Source organism: Plantactinospora sp. B6F1 (assembly GCF_040120695.1).
Taxonomy (GTDB): domain Bacteria; phylum Actinomycetota; class Actinomycetes; order Mycobacteriales; family Micromonosporaceae; genus Plantactinospora.
This window is the reverse complement of the sequence record NZ_JBEEAC010000005.1, coordinates 55,303-73,903: the sequence shown is the minus strand read 5'-3', so window position 1 is coordinate 73,903 and position 18,601 is coordinate 55,303. Positions and strand designations below refer to the sequence as shown.

Below are 18,601 nucleotides of genomic sequence, written 5' to 3'. Positions count from 1 at the left end.
CGAGAGGAAGCCCCGTGCCCATGTCCGAGACCCGCACCGAGGCCGCGACCCACACCGCCCGGCTCCTGCCCGGCGCCCCCGTCGCCGAGGCGGTCTTCGCCGACGTGACCGTCCGGGTCGCCGCACTGCGCCGCAGCGGTGTCGCGCCGAGCCTGGCGACGATCCTGGTCGGCGACGACTCCGCCAGCGCCGGCTACATCCGGATGAAGCAGCAGCGCGCCGCCGACCTCGGCTTCGCCTCACCCCACGTCCACCTGCCCGGCAGCGCGAGCCAGGCCGACCTGCTCCGGGCGATCCGCGAGTTCAACGAGGACCCGACGGTGCACGCCATCCTGGTCCAGCACCCCACCCCGGCCCACCTCGACTATCCGGCGGCGGTCCTCGCGATCACCCCGGCCAAGGATGTCGACGGGCTGCACCCCGAGAACCTGGGCCGGCTCGCCGCCGGGCTGCCCGGCCCGGTGCCGTGCACCCCGGCCGGAATCGAGGCGCTGCTCGCCTTCCACGAGATCCCGGTCGCCGGTCGCGACGTGGTGATCCTCGGTCGCGGTACGACCCTGGGCCGCCCGCTCTCCCTGCTGCTGGGTCGGAAGCGACCGACCGCCGACGCGGCGGTGACCGTCGTACACAGTGGGGTGCCCGGCTGGGAGCGGCACACCCGGCGGGCCGACATCGTGGTCGCCGCGGTGGGCGTACCCGGAATCGTGCGGCCGGAGCACCTGCGGCCCGGCGCGGTCGCGATCGGCGGCGGTGTCCGCTACCGGGGACGGCGGCTGCTGCCCGACCTCGACGAGTCGTGCGCGTCGGTCGCCGGGGCGATCACTCCCCGGGTCGGCGGGGTCGGCCCGACCACCGTGGCGATGCTGTTCCGCAACGCCGTCGAACTGGCCGAGCGGCAGACCACCGCTTCGATGGGTGATCTGAAACACCTCGACCGATAGGTTCGAGGTGCAGCGAATCGACGGCGGCCGGCGTTAGGAACGCGGAGGAGGAGCCTGATGGCCCACGGTGCGTTCAGCGACGCCGAGGAGTTCGCTCGGGCGCGGTTGGACGCTTTGCGGCGGTTCGCGTACCTGATCAGCGGCAGCGCGGCCGAGGCGGACGACCTGGCCCAGATCGCGGTGGTCGAGGTCTGGCAGCGGTGGCCGAAGGCCGGCCAGAACCCCGAGGCATACGCGAGACAGGTGATCGTGACCCGCAACGTGAGCCGGTGGCGGCGGTGGCGCCGGGAGGTGCTGACCGACGACATCGAGCACCGGCCCGACGACCCGGCCGCGACCGCGGTGGGCAACGGCGCGCTGTGGCAGGCGTTGCAGCAGCTCGGCAAGGCGGAACGGACGGTCGTGGTGCTGCACGTGCTGTACCGGTACACGTTCAGCGAGATCGCCGGCATCTGCGACGAGCCTCCGGGCACGGTTTCCAGCCGGTACGCGAGGGCCAAGCGCGTGCTGCGGGCGCACCTGGCGCCCGCACAGTCGACGATTCGGAGCGGACGTGGTTGACGAGGAAGGTCCGGTGGACCAGCGGCTGGCCGAGGAGCTGGCCGTCACCCTGACCCAGGCCCAGGATGCCCTGCCGGCGAGCGCTCCCGGTGCGCTCGCGGCGATCCGCCGGCGCTACCGGCGCAGGCGTCGGCAGCGGGCCGGGTTGGCCAGTCTGGCGGTGGCGGTGCTGGTGATGGCCGTGACCCTGACCGGCGCGCAACTGCTCCGGGCGGTGCCGTCGGTGCCGACGGCCGACGATGCGGTGCAGGGGACGATCCGGGTCTGGGCGATCACCCAGCCGGGCACCGAGCCCGCGCTGCGCAGGTTGGTGAATCGGTACAACCGCGGCGCCGAGGTCGACGTGGATCTGACCACCTTCGGCAACGAGGAGTACAAGGAGAGGCTGGCCAGCGGAATCGGCTCGCCGGACGGCCCGGACGTCTTCGCCAGTTGGGGTGGCGCGACCCTGGCCGGGCTGGCCCGGGACGGGCTGCTCGTCGACCTGACCCCGATGTGGAACGAACCCGCCGTCGCCGACCGGTTCCTGCCCAGCGCGCTGGCCGGCGGCATGGTGGACGGTCGGCAGTACGGCATCCCGATGGGCGGCACCCACCCGGTGGTGCTCTTCTACCACAAGGGCGTCTTCGAAGAGGCCGGCGTGCGGCCGCCACGCAGCTACGCCGAGTTGCTCTCCCTGGTGGAGACGTTCCAGGCCCGGAAGATCACCCCGATCGCGCTCGGCGGCGCCCAGGGCTGGACCGAGCTGATGTGGGTGATGTACCTCGCCGAGCGGCTCGGCGGCCCGGGCATCACCGCTGACATCGTCGCCGGCCGCCCCGGCGCCTGGTCGAAGCCGGCGGTGATCCAGGCGCTGCGCGAGGCGCAGGCACTCGCGCAGCGGGGCGCCTTCGGTACCGACTTCGCCACGACCGGCTACGACGACGGCGCAGCGCCCGGGCTGCTGGCCCGCGGCCGGGCCGCGATGCAGCTGATGGGGACCTGGGAGTACCCGACCCAGCTAGCCCGGAACCCGAGGTTCGTCGCCGAGGGCGAGCTGGGTTTCGTGCCGTTCCCGGCGGTCGCCGGCGGGGTCGGGAACCCCGCCGACCTGGTCGGGGTGCCGACCCACTACTTCTCGGTGGTCGCCGGCAGCCGGCAGTCGGCGGCGCTGGAGTTCGTCCGGACCGTCGCCTCGGACGACTACCTGGACGCGCTGGCCGCCGACGGCGAGGTGCCGCCGGTGACCGACGCGGCCGACCGGCTGCGGGGAACCGAGCACGCCGGGTTCGGCAGCGCGGTGCACGAACTGGTCACCGCGGCTCCGTCGTACGGGCTGGCCTGGGACCAGGCGCTGGAGCCGGCGGCCGCGACGGCGCTCCTCGACAACCTGCGCCGGCTGTTCCAGGCGGAACTCACCCCGGAGCAGTTCGTGGCGGCGATGGCGGAGGTCGACTGAGCACCACCTCCGGTCCAATTAGCATCTCTGGCCCCCTTGAGGAAGATCGAACCGCCGCTGCAAAGTGTCGGATCTCTGACAGTTGTTTCGGCAGCAAACCCGGGGCCGACCCGCGTTCCGGTAGGGATCGACGTGCATCCGTCCGCCGCGCGCCGATCCCCGCCGGTCCCGGCCGGCGGCTGACGAACCACATCCTGGAGGCCTTGTTTCGATGAGAAAACTTCGGATAGCTCTGGCCGGCGTGCTCGCGGTCGGTGTGATCTACACGGTCGGGCCGTCGACCGCCACCGCGGCCCCGGCCCAGGCGCCACTCGCCGTCGCACAGGCCAAGGGCGGCAACTCCGCCGCACACGCACACGGACCCGGCCGGACGTCCACGGACCTGCCGCTGCGGGTGCTGGCCAGGAAGCACGGCCTGGGCGTCGGTACCGCGATCGACATGGCCGCCCTGGAGTCCGATGCCGTGTACCGCGAGCGGGCAGCCCGGGAGTTCTCCGCGGTCACCGCCGAGAACGTCATGAAGTGGGCCGAGCTGGAGCCGACCCGGGGCCAGTACAACTGGGGCCCGGCCGACGAGCTGGTCGAGTTCGCCCGGCGCAACGGGCAGAAGGTGCACGGCCACACCCTGCTCTGGCACAGCCAGGCCCCCGCCTGGCTGACCGACGGCGTCGCCGACGGCTCGATCGACTCCGCCGAACTGCGCACCATCGTGCGCAACCACATCACCACCGTGGTGAAGCACTTCCGGGGCAAGGTCCGGGCCTGGGACGTGGTCAACGAGGCGTTCACCGACGGCGACGCCCCGGTGCTCCGGGACACCATCTTTCGCCAGCACCTCGGCCCCAACTACATCGCCGACGCGCTGCGCTGGGCACACGCGGCCGACCCGCGGGCCAAGCTCTACCTCAACGACTACGCCATCGACAACATCAACCCGAAGAGCACCGCCTACTACGAGCTGGCCAAGCAGCTCCGCAAGCAGCGGGTACCGCTGCACGGCATGGGCTTCCAGGGCCACCTCGACCTCCAGTACCCGCTGCCGATCGACGCCCCGCAGAACCTGGCCCGGTTCGACAAGCTCGGCCTGGAGACCGCGTTCACCGAGGTCGACGTGCGGTTCTTCCTGCCGGTCGACACCTACAAGGAGGCCGGGCAGGTCGGTAGCTTCAACACCCTGCTCCAGGCCTGCCTGCTCACCCCGCGCTGCGTGATGTTCACCGTGTGGGGCTTCACCGACAAGTACTCCTGGGTTCCCGGCTTCTTCGACGGCCAGGGCTCGGCCACCCCGTTGGACGAGAACTTCCAGCCCAAGGCCGCCTACCGGGGCCTCCAGCAGGTACTCGCCGTCGCCTCCGGCTCCAACGGCAGGCGCGGCTTCTAGGAGGTCGGTCGGGAACGGGTCCTGCCCGTGCCCGTTCCCGGCCGCCTCGCCACCAGCAGCCATCCCACCACCACCCGGTCTCCGGCCGGTCCGGTTTCCCACGGCCGGGCCGGCCGGAGCGGGCCTACTCCGCCCAGCGGGTGTTCGGCCGGGGCATCTTCTCGCCGTTGACGAAGATGTCCGTCTTCTCGTCGAAGAACGCCACCATCCCGGCGATCGGCTGGATCAGCTGGCTGGGAAAGTCGTACGCCCAGGCCACGTCCTGGTGTGTGGTGTCGCCGACCCGGACCGACCAGTAGTTGCTGGTCCGACCCTTGTACGGGCAGACGGTCGCGGTCTCGGTGGGAATCAGCCGCCCGAGGTCCACCTCGGCGCGGTTCAGGTAGTAACGGGTGGGTACGCCCGTCTCGAAGACCAGCACCGGCGACTGCGACTCGGCCAGGACCTGCCCGGCGATCTCCACCCGGACCCGCCGGGTCGACCGCAGCGCGTCGATCCGGGTGTACGGGTCGCGCGGGTGCACGTAGACCTCCTCGTCCTCCTCGAACCAGGTGTCCAGGGCGTCCCACTCGAAGCGCACCATGTTGGCCAGCCCCTCGACCGACTTCTCGGTGTGCACCCGGACGGAGCCGGGCCGGTAGCTGTCACCCACCTGGAGGCCGTACTGCCGGGCGGCACCCCCGCTGAACTGCTGGACGTCGTGCTCGTCGACCAGCAGGTCCTCGCGGACGTCGGCGAGCGGGATGTAGTAGTGCGGGTAGTGCTGCCATTCCCAGACGTACCGGGCGCTGCTCGTGTCGAGGACCCACTCGCCGTTCAGTAGGGCGCGGATGCGCCGGGGACAGGGTTCGATGTGGTCGATCGGGACGATCGCGCGTGGATAGAGGGACATCAGCTTCCTCTCTCCGCCGGTGCCGCCCCGGCCGGGACGGTGGTGAGTTCCCAGGCCGCACCGATCAGTCCGACGTGCGAGAACGCCTGCGGAAAGTTCCCGAGTTGCTCCCCGGTGTGCGGGTCGACCTGCTCGGCGAGCAGCCCGAGGTCGTTGGCGACGCCCGCCACGTTCTCGAACATCGCCGCCGCCCGGTCCCGTTCGCCGGCCAGCACCAGACACTGGACCAGCCAGAAGGAGCAGATCGTGAACGCCGCCGGATCGCCCGCCCAGCGCCGGACGAGGCCACCCCGGGAGAGTCGCTCCTCGATCAGCCGGATGGTCGCCCGCATCCGGACGTCGGTGGCGGGCAGGAAGCCGACGATGGGCATGAGCAGCGCACTGGCGTCGAGCCGGTCCGAGCCGAAGGCGCCGGTGTAAGCACCGACCTCGGCGTTCCAGCCGTCCCGGAGTACCGTCTCCCGGATCTCCTCCCGGGCCGCCGCCCAGCGGGCCAGGTCGTCCGGGGCGCCCAGCCGGTCACCGAACCGCATCGCCCGGTCCAGCGCCACCCAGCACCCCACCTTGGACGACAGGTAGTGCCGCTCGGTGTCCCGGGCCTCCCAGATCCCGGCGTCCGGCTCCCGCCACCTCGCCACCGTCTGGTCGGCGAGGTCGCGCAGCAGGTCGCGGACCTCCGCACGCATCGGGTCGAGATAGTCGCGCAACCGCCAGGCCGCGTCCAGCAGCTCACCCGGCACGTCGAGCTGGCGCTGCCGCCACGCCTCGTTGCCGACCCAGACCGGGCTGCTGTCCGCGTACCCGCGCAGCGTCTCGATCCGGCGCTCGGTCAGGTCCCGCTCCCCCTCCACGCCGAACATGATCGGCACCGGCTCGCCGTCGGTCCGGCCGACGGCCGAGGCGACCCAGCCGAAGAGCCGGTTCGCCTCGGTCGGGCAGGCCGCGACCCAGAGTGCCCGCAGGGTCAGGCTGAAGTCGCGCAGCCAGGCGTACCGGTAGTCGTAGTTGCGGTCACCGCCGAGCGCCTCCGGCAGCGAGGTGGTCGCGGCGGCCACCACCGCGCCGCTCGGCGCGTAGGTGAGCCCCTGCAACACCAGGGCGTTGCGCCGGACCAGCTCCGGATAGCGGCCCTGGTAGTCGTGGTGGGCGGCCCAGGACCGCCAGCCCGCGACCGTGTCGCCGAGCGGGTCGGCGGCGTCGACCTGGTGCGACGCCACCTCGTGGAAGGTCGGCCGGTACGCGAGGACGAAGGTGTCCCGCTGTCCGGCGCCGACGGTGAACCGGGCCGTCGCCTCGGATCCCCGCACCGCCAGCGGCATCGGGGCGGTCAGCGTCAACGTCGTCGGCCCGGAGGTCGCGACCAGCCGCCCGTCCCGCCACACCAGGTACGCGATCCGCCGGCCGTACTCGAACCGGGGCGAGTACGACAACACCATCGGAACGATCCCGGAGAGCCCCTCCACGATTCGGACGAGTACTCCGGGGGAGCGGCAGCCGATCCCGTGTCCCCGGGCGCCCGGCTCCAGCAGCAGTGCGTCGGTCAGCGACACCTCGCCCTGCTCGGTCCGGAACACCGTACGCAGCACCAGGGTGTCCGGCAGGTACTCGCGGCGCACCTCGAAGCGCCCGGTTGGCCGGATCCACCAGTGCCCACCGGCGACGTCCAGCAGCCGGCAGAATACCGAGGGCGCGTCGAACCGCTCCGGGCACCACCAGTTGACCGAGCCGGAGCGGTCGACCAACGCGGCGCTCCGGCCGTCGGCCAGCAGCCCGTGCGCGGCGATCCCTCCGGCCTCCACGCGACGGCCTACCCCCGGACCACCGGCTCTAATCCGGAAGCGCTGCGGGAGGTCACGGGCCCTTCGTGCTGCGCCGACCGTCGGATGCCCGCGACTTGACAACCACAACTTAGGTCAGGCTAACCTACCCACCGGGCGAGCGCAGGCCGCCCGGACCGACAGTTCCGCTGCGCGCAGCGCTCAGCCAAGGAGCACCACGACATGCCGCACCCTCGCCAGTTCAGCCGCCGGAACCTGCTCGGCGCGGCCGGCGCCCTCGGCCTCACCGCCCTGCTCGGAGCCTGCGGGCAGAACGACGATCCGGGCACCGACACCGGCGCCGGTGGCGCGTGGAGCTTCACCGACGACCGGGGCCAGACCGCCTCCGCCGCGAGCCGGCCCGACCGGGTCGTCGCGTTCGTCGGCACCGCCGCCGCGCTCTACGACTTCGGCGTCACCGACCAGATCGTCGGGGTCTTCGGCCCGACGAAGCGCGCCGACGGCAGCCCGGACGTACAGGCCGGCGACCTGCCGGTGGCCGAGCTGACCGTCATCGGCAACACCTGGGGCGAGTTCAACATCGAGGCGTACGCCGCGAGCAAGCCCGAACTGCTGGTCACGCACGAGTACGAGAAGAACTCGCTCTGGTACGTGCCGGACGAGAGCAAGGACCAGATCGTCCCGCTGGCGCCGACCGTGGCGCTGGTCGCCTCCCGGACCCCGCTGGACAAGGTGATCGGCCGGCACGCCGATCTCGCCGCCGCGCTCGGCGCCGACCTGAACGCGCCGAAGGTCACCGAGGCCAAGGCCCGGTTCGAGGCCGCCGCCACCAGCATCAGGGAGGCCCTCGCCGCCAACCCCGGGATCCGGGTGCTCGCCTGCTCCGCCGCCGAGGATCTGTTCTACGCCTCCAACCCGGGCGTCAACTCCGACATCAACTACTACAAGTCGCTGGGCGTGGACATCACCGTGCCGGGCAAGCTCGACGACGGCGGCTATTTCGAGAGCCTGAGCTGGGAGAACGCCGACAAGTACCCGGCCGACCTGCTGCTGCTGGACAACCGCAGCTCCACGCTGCAGCCGAAGGACCTGACCGGCAAGCCCACCTGGCAGCAGCTCCCGGCGGTCCGGGCCAACCAGGTCGTCGGCTGGAACAGCGAGCCCCGGTTCTCGTACGCCGGCAGCGCCGCCGCCCTGGAGACGCTGGCCACCGCGCTCCGCACCGCCCGCAAGGTGGCCTGACCAGGACGCCGCCACGACGACCACGGCCGGCAGTGCGCTCGCCGGGCTAGCCGCCGAACGCGGAGAGCCCGGTGAGCCGCTGCCCGATCACCAACTGGTGGATCTCGGAGGTCCCCTCGTAGGTCAGCACGCTCTCCAGGTTGTTGGCGTGCCGGAGCACCGGGTACTCCCCGCTGATGCCGTTGGCGCCGAGGATCGTCCGGCACTGCCGGGCGATCGCGATCGCCTCCCGGACGTTGTTCAGCTTGCCGACGCTGACCTGCTCCGGCCGCAACCGCCCGGCGTCGGCCAGCCGGCCGAGGTGCAGCGCCAGCAGATAGCCCTTCTGCAACTCGACCGCCATGTCGGCCAGCTTGGCCTGGGTGAGCTGGAAGCCGGCGATCGGCCGGCCGAACTGCTCCCGGCCGGTGGCGTAGTCGAGCGTGGCGTGCAGGCAGTCCCGGGCCGCGCCGAGCGAACCCCAGACGATGCCGTACCGCGCCTCGGTCAGGCAGCCCAGCGGGGCCCGCAGCCCGGCCGCCTCCGGCAGCAGGGCGTCCGCCGGCAACCGGACCTCGTCGAGCAGGATCTCCCCGGTCGAGGAGGCGCGCAGCGACATCTTGTGCCGGATCTCCCGGGCCGTCACCCCGGGCGTCGCCATGGGTACGACGAAGCCGCGCACCCCCTCGTCGGTGCGCGCCCAGACGACGGCGAGGTCGGCGACCGGCGCATTGGTGATCCACATCTTGCCGCCGGTGAGCACCCAGTCGGAGCCGTCCCGGCGGGCCCGGGTCGTCATCGATGCGGGATCGGAGCCGTGGTCCGGCTCGGTCAACCCGAAGCAGCCGATCAGCTCGCCGGTCGCCATCCGGGGCAGCCAGTGCTGCTTCTGCTCCGCTGATCCGTACCGCCAGATGGCGTACATGGCCAGCGATCCCTGCACCGAGACCAGCGACCGTACGCCGGAGTCGCCGGCCTCCAGCTCCAGGCAGGCCAGCCCGTACGCGACGGCCGAGGCGCCGGCGCAGCCGTACCCGGTCAGGTGCATGCCGAGCAGGCCGACCCGACCGAACTCGACCGCCAACTCGCGCACCGGGGCCTGGCCGGTCTCGTACCATCCGGCGACGTGCGGGCGTACCCGGCTCGCCACGAGCCGCTCCACCACGGACCGGATCTGCCGGTCCTCCTCGGTCAACGAACCGTCCAGGTCGAGCAGGTCGAGCGGGGATGTCCCGGAGGTCGCCTCGGTCATGACCGCCACCCTAGTCAGCGCGGCCCACCCGGATCAGGAGGCCGGCAGCACCAGGACCCGGGCGTGGATCTGGTTGCGCTGCTGGAGTGCGGCGCGCAGTGCCCGGTGCAGTCCGTCCTCCAGGTAGAGGCCACCGCCCCACTGCACGACGTGCGGGAAGAGGTCGCCGTAGAAGGTGGAGTCCTCGGCGAGCAGCTTGTCCAGTGCGAGTTCCCGCTTGGTCGTGATGAGTTGGTCGAGGCGCAGCGGGCGTGGCGGGATCTCTGCCCACTGCTTCAAGGTGAGCCCGTGGTCCGGGTAGGGACGCCCGTCCCGAACCGCTTTGAAGATCACGACGGCACGCTCCCCTCCCCATGGCCGTGCTGGCCCGACCCCTTGCCGCTACTCCGGCGGCCCGCCCGTTTCGCGCGCCGCACCGTACCAATGACGTCCGTCAGCCTAACGACCTCCGACTAGCCCGTGGTTTGTCCACGGATGTCAGTTTCGTTACTGCCTCCCGGTGACATCGTGGACCAGCGTGGGTAGCGGTGTCAGCCCCACCGTCCCCGGTGCACCACCTGCGCCAGCGGCCGGCGACCACGACGCAACGACGATGATCGATGATCCGGCGCCGGATAACCGATGCTGAGCGCGCCGATCGGGGTGAAGGTGTCCGGCACCCCGAACGCCTCCCGGAACGACCCGGTCCGTTCCGGCGGGATGCCGAAGAAGCACGCCCCGAGCCCGGAGTCCACCGCGGTCAACAGCATCAGCAGGGCGGCGAACCCGGTGTCGACGTACCAGTACGGCACCGGCCAGCGGGACTCGTCGCGATCCGTCCACCCCTTGTCCGGCTCGGCGTACCGGTCGAGGTAGGCGGAGCGGTTCGCCAACGGTACGACGATCAGCGGCGCCCGCCGCATCCCGGTCAGCCACCGGTTGCGGACGGGCCCCCGCTTGTCGTTCCCGGTAGCTGAAGGGCCCCCTCCGGACACCTCAGCCCGGGGCGGGGTGGTCGCCGCCCAGAACAGCTCGCGGTCCGCCGGCTCGGTCAGCACCAGGAACGCCCAGCCCTGGGCGAACCCGGCGGACGGGGCCCGGACGGCGTGCTCCAGCAGCCGATCCACCAGCTCCGGCGGTACCGGCCGGTCCGGGTCGTAGTTGCGCACCATCCGTCGCCGCCGGACCACCGTCGAAAACTCCATCGCCCGCCCCCTGTCGTGTCAGGTGCCGGGCCGGATGCCCCAGCTCCCCTGCCAGGTCTGCCCCGGTTCGAGGACGATCACGTCCCGCCCGGAGCGGAACGCGTCCGGCGGGCAGGTCATCGGCTCCACCGCGACCGACCGCCGGTAACGCTCCCCGACCAGGGTGTCCCCGGTGAAGACCTGCCACCAGCCGAACGACCGATCGGCCCAGATGCTCACCGCCGTGGAGTCCGGGCCGGAGAGGGTGACGCTGGACCCCCACTCGTGCACCAGTGCCGGGTCGAGGTCCCCGAAGGCCAGGTCGAGCACGGCCGGCCCGATCCGGCGCGGCTCGGTGAAGTCGTACTCCCCGCCGGTCACCTTCGCCGCCCCGATCGGCAGCAGCCGGCCGTCCAGCAGCAGCCGGCTGCGGCCCGGTAACCGCAGCCGCATGTCGTCGACGGCGACCCCGGGCAGCCGCAGGTAAGGGTGCACCGAGAAGCCGAACGGGCAGGGCACCGTGCCGACGTTGGTCGCCTCGTGGCGTACCCGCAGCCCGTCGGCACCGATCTGCCACTGCGCGCGCAGCGACAGCGGCCACGGATAGCCGATCTGGGCCGGCATCTCGCAGCTCACCACCACCGCCTCCGGGGACTGCTCGACCAGCCGCCACGGCAGCCAGTTGACCAGGCCGTGTATCGCGGTGTGCCGCTGCGGCTCGGTCAGCGGAAGCTGCAACTCCTGGCCGGCGAAGGTGTACCGGCCGTCGCGGATCCGGTTCGGCCACGGGGCCAGCACCTGACCGGCGCTGCCCGGCGGCAGCTCGTCCTCCGCGTACCCGTCGAGATAGTCGACGCCGTTGGCCCGGTACGCCCGCAGCCCTCCACCGACCTCGACCACCACGGCCTCCTGGCCGGCGGCAGAAATCGTCCACTGTGCACCGGAGAGCGACCGGGCCGTCGTTGTGACGTTGTCCATGCCGGGACGATAGCCGTTACCCGGCGGCGGCGCCCGGGTGGCCGGACGCCGCGCCGCTCCCCGTCCCGGAACCGGCCGCCCCGGAACCGACCGCCGCGCCGCTCCCCGCCTCGGAACCGACCACCTCGGAACCGACCACCTCGGAACCGACCGCCGCGCCGCCCGGCCCGCTACCGGTGGGCTGGCCCTGCCGCGCCTCCCGCCGCACCGGCCCGGCATCCTCGTCGTCGGGGTGCGGCGCCCGGTAGCGCACCAGCGCCGGGAAGAGGATTCCCAGCAGCAGCGCGAGTACGGCCGCGACCACCCCGCCGCCGACCCAGGCGAAGCCCACCCCGAAGGCGGCGGCGGTGGTGCCGGCGCGCAGGTCGCCCAGCCGGGGTCCACCGGCCACCACCGTGATGTTCACGCCCTGCAACCGGCCGCGCAGCCGGTCGGGGGCGTAGACCTGCAACATCGACTGCCGGAACACCGCGCTGACCAGGTCGGCAGCCCCGGCCACCGCGAGCAGCAGCACCGCCAGCCAGAGCTGCCGGGCCAGCCCGGCGACGGCGATCGCCACCCCCCAGCCGACCACGGCGCAGACCAGGGCCAGGCCCTGCCGGCGGACCCGGCTGATCCAGCCCGAGGTGAGTCCGCCGAGCACCGACCCGATCGCGATCGCGCTGAACAGCCAGCCGACCGCCGAACCACCGCCGAACCGCTCCTGTGCCACCTCGGGAAAGAGCGCCCGGGGCATCGCCAGCACCATCGCGATGATGTCGACGGCGAACGAGAGCAGCAGCACCGGAGTGGTGGCCAGGTACCGGAACCCGTCCACCACGCTGGCCAGGCCGACCCGCCGGGGCGGCCCGCCGTCGTCCAGCGGCGGCATCGGGGGCAGCCGGTAGGTGGCCCAGAGCGAGACGGTGAAGAGCAGTGCGTCCACCCCGTACGCCACCGGCAGCACCGCCTCGACCGGCCCGGCCGAGAAGACCAGGCCGGCGGCGAGCGGACCGAGTACGCCACCGGCGGTGGAGGTGGTGTAGCCGAGCGTGTTCGCGGACGGCACCAGGGCGGCGGGGACCAACCGGGCGATGATCGCCTGCCGGGCGGGTGAACTTATCGCGAACGCGGTCGTCTGCACCCCGACCAACGCCAGCAGCAGGACCGGGCTGCCGACCCGGAAGAGCGCCTGGAGCAGCAGGCCACCGGTGGAGAGCCACATCAGCACCGAGCTGGCCAGCAGCAGCTTGCGGCGGTCCACCGCGTCCGCGACCGCACCGCCCCAGAGGCCGAAGAGCAGCAGCGGGACGAACCCGGCGATGCCCAGCAGACCGACCCAGAGGGACTTCTGGGTCAGCGCGAACATCTCCACCGGTACGGCGACCGCGGTGAGCTGGAACCCGAACATCGACACGCCGTTGCCGATCCAGAGCCGCCGGTAGGCCGGCACCCGCAGCGGGCGGACGTCCATCGCCCACCGGGAGAACCGACCCGCGGTCCCGGCGGCGGTCCGGGCGGCGGTCCCGTCCGGGGGTACGGGGGAACCGGTGTTCGACGTCGGGTCACCGCCGACCCGACCGGTGCCGGGGTCAGCACCGGTCAAGGCGCCAGCCGCTCAACGATCCAGTTGTCCGCACCGGTGCGACGGTAGCGCAGCCGATCGTGCAGCCGGCTGGCCCGGCCCTGCCAGAACTCCACCGTCGTCGGCACCACCCGCAGGCCGCCCCAGTGCGGTGGCGGCGGCACCGGTACACCCTCGGGGAACCGCTCGACGGCCGCCCGGAACCGGTCGTCGAGCCCGGCCCGGTCGGGGAGCACCGCCGACTGCGGGCTCGCCCAGGCCCCGAGCTGCGACCCGCGCGGGCGGGTGTCGAAGTACGCCTCCGTCTCGGCCCGGTCCACCGGCCCGATCGTGCCGCAGATCACCACCTGGCGCTGCATCGGGAACCACGGCAGCAGCAGGCTGGCGTACGGGTTGACCCGCGCCTCGACGCCCTTGCGCGACTCGTAGTTGGTGTAGAAGACCAACCCGCGCTCGTCGTACCCCTTCAGCAGCACGGTCCGGCTGCTCGGCCGCCCCCTCGCGTCGGCGGTGGCCACCACCATCGCGTTCGGCTCGGGGAGCCCGGCCGCGACCGCGTCGAGGAACCAGCGGTGGAACTGCGTCCACCAGTCGGGTGCCAGGTCCGCCTCGGCGAGCCCGTCGGCCGACCCGTACTCCCGGCGCAGCCCGGCCGGGGGTGTGTCCCGCATCACGTCACATCCTTGTCCGTCCGTCGGTGAGCCGGGACCCGCGCCGACCCGGTCGGCCGGCGGGCGGCCCGGGGCGAGCGCGTCCGCGCCGCCCGTGTCGCGCGTAGCACAGCCGTGACCTCTCGCAAAGTTAGTTACCCAGGGGCAAGATGGCACGAATACATCGCTGAGTTCCGAAGGGATCGCCCCGGGTACCGCCGGGCGGGCCCTGAATGCACGGACGACCGATCCAGGAGCGCGCATGTCCGACTTCAAACCGGGGCTGGAAGGCGTGATCGCCTTCGAGACCGCCATCGCCGAGCCCGACAAGGAAGGGGGGTCGCTGCGCTATCGCGGAGTCGACATCGAGGACCTGATCGGCCAGGTCTCCTTCGGCAACGTCTGGGCCCTGCTCGTGGACGGCCGGTTCGGTCCCGGCCTTCCCCCGGCCGAACCGTTCCCGGTGCCGGTGCACTCCGGCGACATCCGCGTCGACGTGCAGTCCGCGGTGGCGATGCTGGCACCGTACTGGGGGCTGTCCCAGTTCCTCGACATCTCCGACGAGCAGGCCCGCGAGGACCTGGCCCGGGTCTCGGTGACCGCGCTCTCCTTCGTCGCCCAGTCGGCGCGCGGGCTCGGCCTGCCTGCGGTACCGCAGAAGGAGATCGACAAGGCGGAGACCATCGTCGAGCGGTTCATGAAACGCTGGCGCGGCGAGCCCGACCCGCGACACGTCAAGGCCGTCGACGCCTACTTCATCTCCGCCGCCGAACACGGTCTGAACGCCTCCACCTTCACCGCCCGGATCGTCGCCTCGACCGGTGCCGACGCCGCCGCCTGCATCTCGTCGGGGATCGGCGCGCTCTCCGGCCCGCTGCACGGCGGTGCACCGTCCCGGGTACTGCACATGATCGAGGCGGTGGAGCGCAGCGGCGACGCCGAGGGGTACGTCAAGGGCGTACTCGACCGGGGCGAGCGGCTGATGGGCTTCGGGCACCGGATCTACCGGGCCGAGGACCCGCGGGCGCGGGTGCTCCGGCGTACCGCCAAGGAGCTGGGCGCACCCCGCTTCGAGATCGCCGAGGCGCTGGAGAAGGCCGCACTGACGGAGCTGCACGCCCGCAAGCCGGACCGGGTACTCGCCACCAACGTCGAGTTCTGGTCGGCCGTGGTGCTCGACTTCGCCGAGGTACCGGCGCACATGTTCACCTCGATGTTCACCTGTGCCCGGATGGGCGGCTGGAGCGCGCACATCCTGGAGCAGAAGAAACTGAAGCGACTGGTCCGGCCGGCCGCCCGGTACACCGGCCCGGGGCCGCGCAAGCCCGCCGAGGTGGAGGGCTGGGAGGCCGTTCGACACAACGTCTGAGCTGCGGAAAGGGCTCCCTCCCGGCGCGTGGCGCGGCCGGGCGGGAGCCCTCGTTCGCTTCGGGGCGAACCGGCCGGTGCGGATGTGGGGCAGAACTCAGCCGCCGCCGTGGGATCGTCCCCCGGACCGCGCGGCGCAGGTGCGAGGATTGGGCAACGGCAGCGTCGCCGGACCAACCGCTCGGCTCCCGGGCCCCCAGGCCCATCGGCTCTGGGCCTCCAGGCCCATCGGCTCCCGGGCCGCCTCGGCCCATCGGAAGGATCTTCGTAACCGTGGCTGACGTATCGACCATTCGGATTCCCGACGAGATCAAACCCGCTGACGGCCGGTTCGGCTGCGGCCCGTCCAAGGTGCGTCCGGCGGCGGTCTCCGCGCTGGCCGAGGTCGCCACGACGTACCTCGGCACCTCGCACCGGCAGAAGACCGTACGCGACCAGGTCGCCCGGCTGCGTCGCGGCATGGCCGAGTTCTTCTCCCTGCCCGAGGGCTACGAGGTCGTACTCGGCAACGGCGGCACCACCGCCTTCTGGGAGGTGGCCACCTTCGGGCTGGTCCGGGACCGGGCACAGTTCGCCAGCTTCGGCGAGTTCGGCGCCAAGTTCGCCAAGTCGGTGAAGGACGCGCCGTTCCTGGGCGAGCCGACCGTGCGCAGGTCCGATCCGGGCAGCGCACCGTCGCTGGTCGCCGAGGCCGGCGTCGACGTCTACGCCACCCCGCAGAACGAGACCTCGACGGGTGTGGCGGTGCCGATCCGCCGGGTGTCCGGCGCCGACGACGACGCGCTGCTGCTGGTCGACGCGACGTCCGGCGCGGGTGGCCTGGAGGTGGACGTCCGGGAGACCGACGTCTACTACTTCGCCCCGCAGAAGTGCTTCGGCTCCGACGGCGGGATCTTCCTCGCCCTGATGTCGCCGGCCGCGCTGGCCCGGGCCACCGAGATCAGGTCCTCGGGGCGCTACATCCCGGCCTTCCTCGACCTGGTCACCGCGATCGACAACTCGCGGCTGGAGCAGACGTACAACACTCCGGCACTGGCGACGATCTTCATGGCCGCCGAGCAGACCGACTGGATGAACGCGCAGGGCGGACTCGCCTGGGCGACCAAGCGCACCGCCGAGAGCGCCGCCATCCTGTACGGCTGGGCCGAGCGCTCCACCGTGGCGACACCCTTCGTGACCGATCCGGCACTGCGCTCCAACGTGGTGGCCACGGTCGACTTCGCCGACGGTGTCGACGCGACCGCGATCACCAAGGCGCTGCGGGCGAACGGGATCGTCGACACCGAGCCGTACCGCAAGCTCGGCCGCAACCAGCTCCGGATCGCGCTCTTCCCGGCCGTCGAGCCCAGCGACGTGGAGGCCCTGACCACCTGCGTCGACTACGTGGTCGATCGGCTCTGAGCCGTACCGTCCCTCGGGCCGGGCTGGTCGACCGGGCCGCCCGACCCGAGTGATCAATTCGTGCAGCTCACCCGCGACATGCGGGCGCGCCTCTCCCCAACGGGTGACGGAGCAGCGTACCGTGTGACGAGGACGCCCGGGTGTCTGACCTGTGGCGTGGGGCCAGCGAGGCGGGACGGAGGCAACGCGATGCGGCCAGTACGCTTCGTCGCCCTCTCCGAGGACGGCCAAGCTATGGTGCTCACCGACGAGGTGGGCCGTCTTCTCGCGCTGCCGATCGACGAGCGGGTCGCGACCGTCCTGCACAGCGAGCCCGGCAGCGCACCACTGGTCGCGGCCGGTTCCGGCACCGAGCCGGCACCCTCGCTGTCGCCACGGGACATCCAGGCCCGGATCCGCTCCGGCGAGTCCGCCGAGGACGTGGCCCGGATCGCCGGGGTTCCGGTCGACCGGGTGCTGCGCTACGCCGGGCCGGTGCTCCAGGAGCGGGCGATGCTCGCCCAGCACGCCCGGCGGACCCGGCTGAAGAACGCGGAGAACCAGGCGCCGCTCGCCGAGATCGTCGACGGCCGGCTCTCCCAGCACGGGATCGACACCGAGAAGATCTCCTGGGACGCCTACCGGCGCGACGACGGCACCTGGCGGATCATCGCGACCTGGCCCTCGGGCAAGGCGACCGCCCAGGCGATCTGGGATCTCGACAAGGCCCGCCAGGCGGTGACCCCGCACGACGACATGGCGCAGTACCTCTGCGCCGAGCGCCCCGCACCGCTGCTCGGCCAGGAGCCCGCGCCGGAACGCGGCGGCCACGCCCTGCCCGGTCCGTCCCGGGTGGAGCCGAGTCGTGGCGGGCACGGCCTGCCGGCGGCAGCCAGCGACCACGCCCGGCCCGGCCGCGATCCGATCCGGGCCGGCCGGGACGCGTTGCTCGCCGGGCTCGACCGGCCACTCGGCTCGACCGCCGGTCGCGGCCTCGACCCGGCCGCGTCGATGGCGTCGCCGGACGCGCCCCGACAGCGTCCGGTCTCCGGCGGTGCCGCCGCGCTGCTCGGCGGCGGCTCCGGTTCCGCGTTCGACGACGACGCCGACGCCCCGAAGGAGGTCCCGGCGGTGCCGTCGCTGGCGGTGCTCCGGCCGCGCCGCGCCGCCGCGGCCGGCTCCGGCGAGTCCGGTGACGCCTCCGGCAAGCCGCGCAAGCGCCTGCCGAGCTGGGACGACGTCCTTTTCGGCAGCGGCCCCGCCGCCCGCGAAACGTCCTGACCGCCCGCCGGGCCTGCCTGTCGATCCACTCGCTCCCGGGGCTGGCCCGGCTCGGCCTCCTCCGGACAGGGTCGCTACAACGGCCAGGTCGCGAGCCGGTCGTACGTCGGCCGGGGGCCGAGGTGGCTGCGTACCAGCACCAACTCGGTCGCCGGCCAGGACGGTCCGAGGTACCCGTCGAGGGTGCGCAGGTCCTCGTCGAGACTGTCCCGGTCCAGCCGGTCGCCGGGGCGGGCCAGGGTCAGGTGCGGTCGCAGCGGTCGGACGTCGAACGGGACCTTGGACCGGCGCAGCTCCCGGCGGACCGTCGCGGCCAGCCGGCGCAGGGCGTCGACCTCGCCGAGCAGCCCCACCCAGAGCACGGTGAACCGTCCCCGCCCGAACCGCCCACCACCGCCGAACTGAAGCCGAGGCGCCCGCTGCCGCGCGCACTGCGGCTCCCCGACCCGCTCGACCGGAGCAGGCCGGCGTTCGGCCGAGCGGCGGCGCCGGACCGGTGGGTGGTGCCACAGCGCGACGGCCCGGGAAAGCGCCTCCGCCACGGCCGGGAGCCGGTCGTCCGGCACCTCACCGAGAAACGCGACCGTCACGTGCAGGTTCGACCGGGCGGCCAGCCGTACGTTGATCCCGGCGTCGGCCGCCGCCCCGATCCGGAGCCGGCGGGTCTGCGCGACGATGTCGTCCAGTGCCTCGGGCGGCGGGTAGACGGCCACGAAGAGCCGCATCTCAACCCCGCTCCGGGCATCGGGACGC

Annotated in this window: 16 protein-coding genes and 1 pseudogene; 8 read left to right on the top strand and 9 right to left on the bottom strand. The window is 72.6% G+C overall.

Going from position 1 to position 18,601, the window contains the following annotated elements:
* Positions 1-20: 20 nt before the first annotated feature.
* From ABNF97_RS09645 to ABNF97_RS09630, 4 genes are all read left to right on the top strand, one after another.
* Positions 21-941 carry a tetrahydrofolate dehydrogenase/cyclohydrolase catalytic domain-containing protein gene (locus ABNF97_RS09645; protein ID WP_130461743.1) on the top strand — a complete coding sequence of 307 codons (921 nt, stop codon included), beginning with the start codon at positions 21-23 and terminating at the stop codon, positions 939-941.
* 57 nt (positions 942-998) lie between these two features.
* Positions 999-1,502, top strand: a complete 504-nt coding sequence (locus tag ABNF97_RS09640) for a sigma-70 family RNA polymerase sigma factor (protein ID WP_130461742.1) — start codon at positions 999-1,001, stop codon at positions 1,500-1,502.
* Positions 1,495-2,940 carry an extracellular solute-binding protein gene (locus ABNF97_RS09635; protein WP_349338315.1) on the top strand — a complete coding sequence of 482 codons (1,446 nt, stop codon included), beginning with the start codon at positions 1,495-1,497 and terminating at the stop codon, positions 2,938-2,940. Before ABNF97_RS09640 ends, ABNF97_RS09635 begins: the two co-directional genes overlap by 8 nt.
* Positions 2,941-3,151: 211 nt before the next feature.
* Positions 3,152-4,321, top strand: a complete 1,170-nt coding sequence (locus ABNF97_RS09630; protein ID WP_349338314.1) for an endo-1,4-beta-xylanase — start codon at positions 3,152-3,154, stop codon at positions 4,319-4,321.
* 124 nt (positions 4,322-4,445) lie between these two features.
* Here ABNF97_RS09630 and ABNF97_RS09625 read toward each other — a convergent pair whose 3' ends face one another.
* Both ABNF97_RS09625 and ABNF97_RS09620 read right to left on the bottom strand, forming a co-directional pair.
* Positions 4,446-5,213 carry a DUF427 domain-containing protein gene (locus ABNF97_RS09625; RefSeq protein ID WP_349338313.1) on the bottom strand — a complete coding sequence of 256 codons (768 nt, stop codon included), beginning with the start codon at positions 5,211-5,213 and terminating at the stop codon, positions 4,446-4,448.
* Positions 5,213-7,012, bottom strand: coding sequence for a glycoside hydrolase family 15 protein (locus tag ABNF97_RS09620; protein WP_349338312.1), 1,800 nt, complete (start codon positions 7,010-7,012; stop codon positions 5,213-5,215). Before ABNF97_RS09620 ends, ABNF97_RS09625 begins: the two co-directional genes overlap by 1 nt.
* Positions 7,013-7,213: 201 nt before the next feature.
* Here ABNF97_RS09620 and ABNF97_RS09615 point away from each other — a divergent pair, with 201 nt between their 5' ends.
* On the top strand, positions 7,214-8,233 hold the full coding sequence (locus ABNF97_RS09615; protein WP_349338311.1) for an ABC transporter substrate-binding protein: 1,020 nt from the start codon (positions 7,214-7,216) through the stop codon (positions 8,231-8,233).
* A 46-nt stretch (positions 8,234-8,279) separates the two neighbouring features.
* On the opposite strand, the gene ABNF97_RS09610 is transcribed toward ABNF97_RS09615, so the two are convergent.
* From ABNF97_RS09610 to pdxH, 6 genes and pseudogenes are all read right to left on the bottom strand, one after another.
* Entirely contained in the window at positions 8,280-9,464 is a 1,185-nt protein-coding gene (locus ABNF97_RS09610) for an acyl-CoA dehydrogenase family protein (RefSeq protein ID WP_349338310.1), read from the bottom strand.
* Between the two features lie 33 nt (positions 9,465-9,497).
* Positions 9,498-9,797 (bottom strand): type II toxin-antitoxin system VapB family antitoxin, encoded by a 300-nt coding sequence (locus ABNF97_RS09605; protein ID WP_130461735.1) that lies wholly within the window; start codon positions 9,795-9,797, stop codon positions 9,498-9,500.
* Positions 9,798-9,994: 197 nt separating this feature from the next.
* Positions 9,995-10,648 (bottom strand): nitroreductase family protein, encoded by a 654-nt coding sequence (locus tag ABNF97_RS09600; RefSeq protein ID WP_349338309.1) that lies wholly within the window; start codon positions 10,646-10,648, stop codon positions 9,995-9,997.
* Positions 10,649-10,666: 18 nt separating this feature from the next.
* Positions 10,667-11,605, bottom strand: coding sequence for an aldose 1-epimerase family protein (locus ABNF97_RS09595; protein WP_349338308.1), 939 nt, complete (start codon positions 11,603-11,605; stop codon positions 10,667-10,669).
* Positions 11,606-11,840: 235 nt separating this feature from the next.
* Positions 11,841-13,058, bottom strand: a pseudogene (locus ABNF97_RS09590) (MFS transporter); the annotation flags it as partial.
* Positions 13,059-13,186: 128 nt separating this feature from the next.
* The gene (pdxH, locus tag ABNF97_RS09585) at positions 13,187-13,840 is read right to left on the bottom strand and encodes a pyridoxamine 5'-phosphate oxidase (RefSeq protein WP_130461732.1); all 654 of its coding nucleotides are present in this window, start codon (positions 13,838-13,840) and stop codon (positions 13,187-13,189) included.
* Between the two features lie 241 nt (positions 13,841-14,081).
* Here pdxH and ABNF97_RS09580 point away from each other — a divergent pair, with 241 nt between their 5' ends.
* From ABNF97_RS09580 to sepH, 3 genes are all read left to right on the top strand, one after another.
* On the top strand, positions 14,082-15,188 hold the full coding sequence (locus ABNF97_RS09580; protein WP_130461731.1) for a citrate synthase: 1,107 nt from the start codon (positions 14,082-14,084) through the stop codon (positions 15,186-15,188).
* Positions 15,189-15,460: 272 nt separating this feature from the next.
* Entirely contained in the window at positions 15,461-16,588 is a 1,128-nt protein-coding gene (gene serC / locus ABNF97_RS09575; protein WP_349338307.1) for a phosphoserine transaminase, read from the top strand.
* Between the two features lie 189 nt (positions 16,589-16,777).
* Entirely contained in the window at positions 16,778-17,848 is a 1,071-nt protein-coding gene (gene sepH, locus ABNF97_RS09570; RefSeq protein ID WP_130461729.1) for a septation protein SepH, read from the top strand.
* Between the two features lie 74 nt (positions 17,849-17,922).
* On the opposite strand, the gene ABNF97_RS09565 is transcribed toward sepH, so the two are convergent.
* Positions 17,923-18,573 carry a 2'-5' RNA ligase family protein gene (locus ABNF97_RS09565; protein WP_349338306.1) on the bottom strand — a complete coding sequence of 217 codons (651 nt, stop codon included), beginning with the start codon at positions 18,571-18,573 and terminating at the stop codon, positions 17,923-17,925.
* Positions 18,574-18,601: the final 28 nt, after the last annotated feature.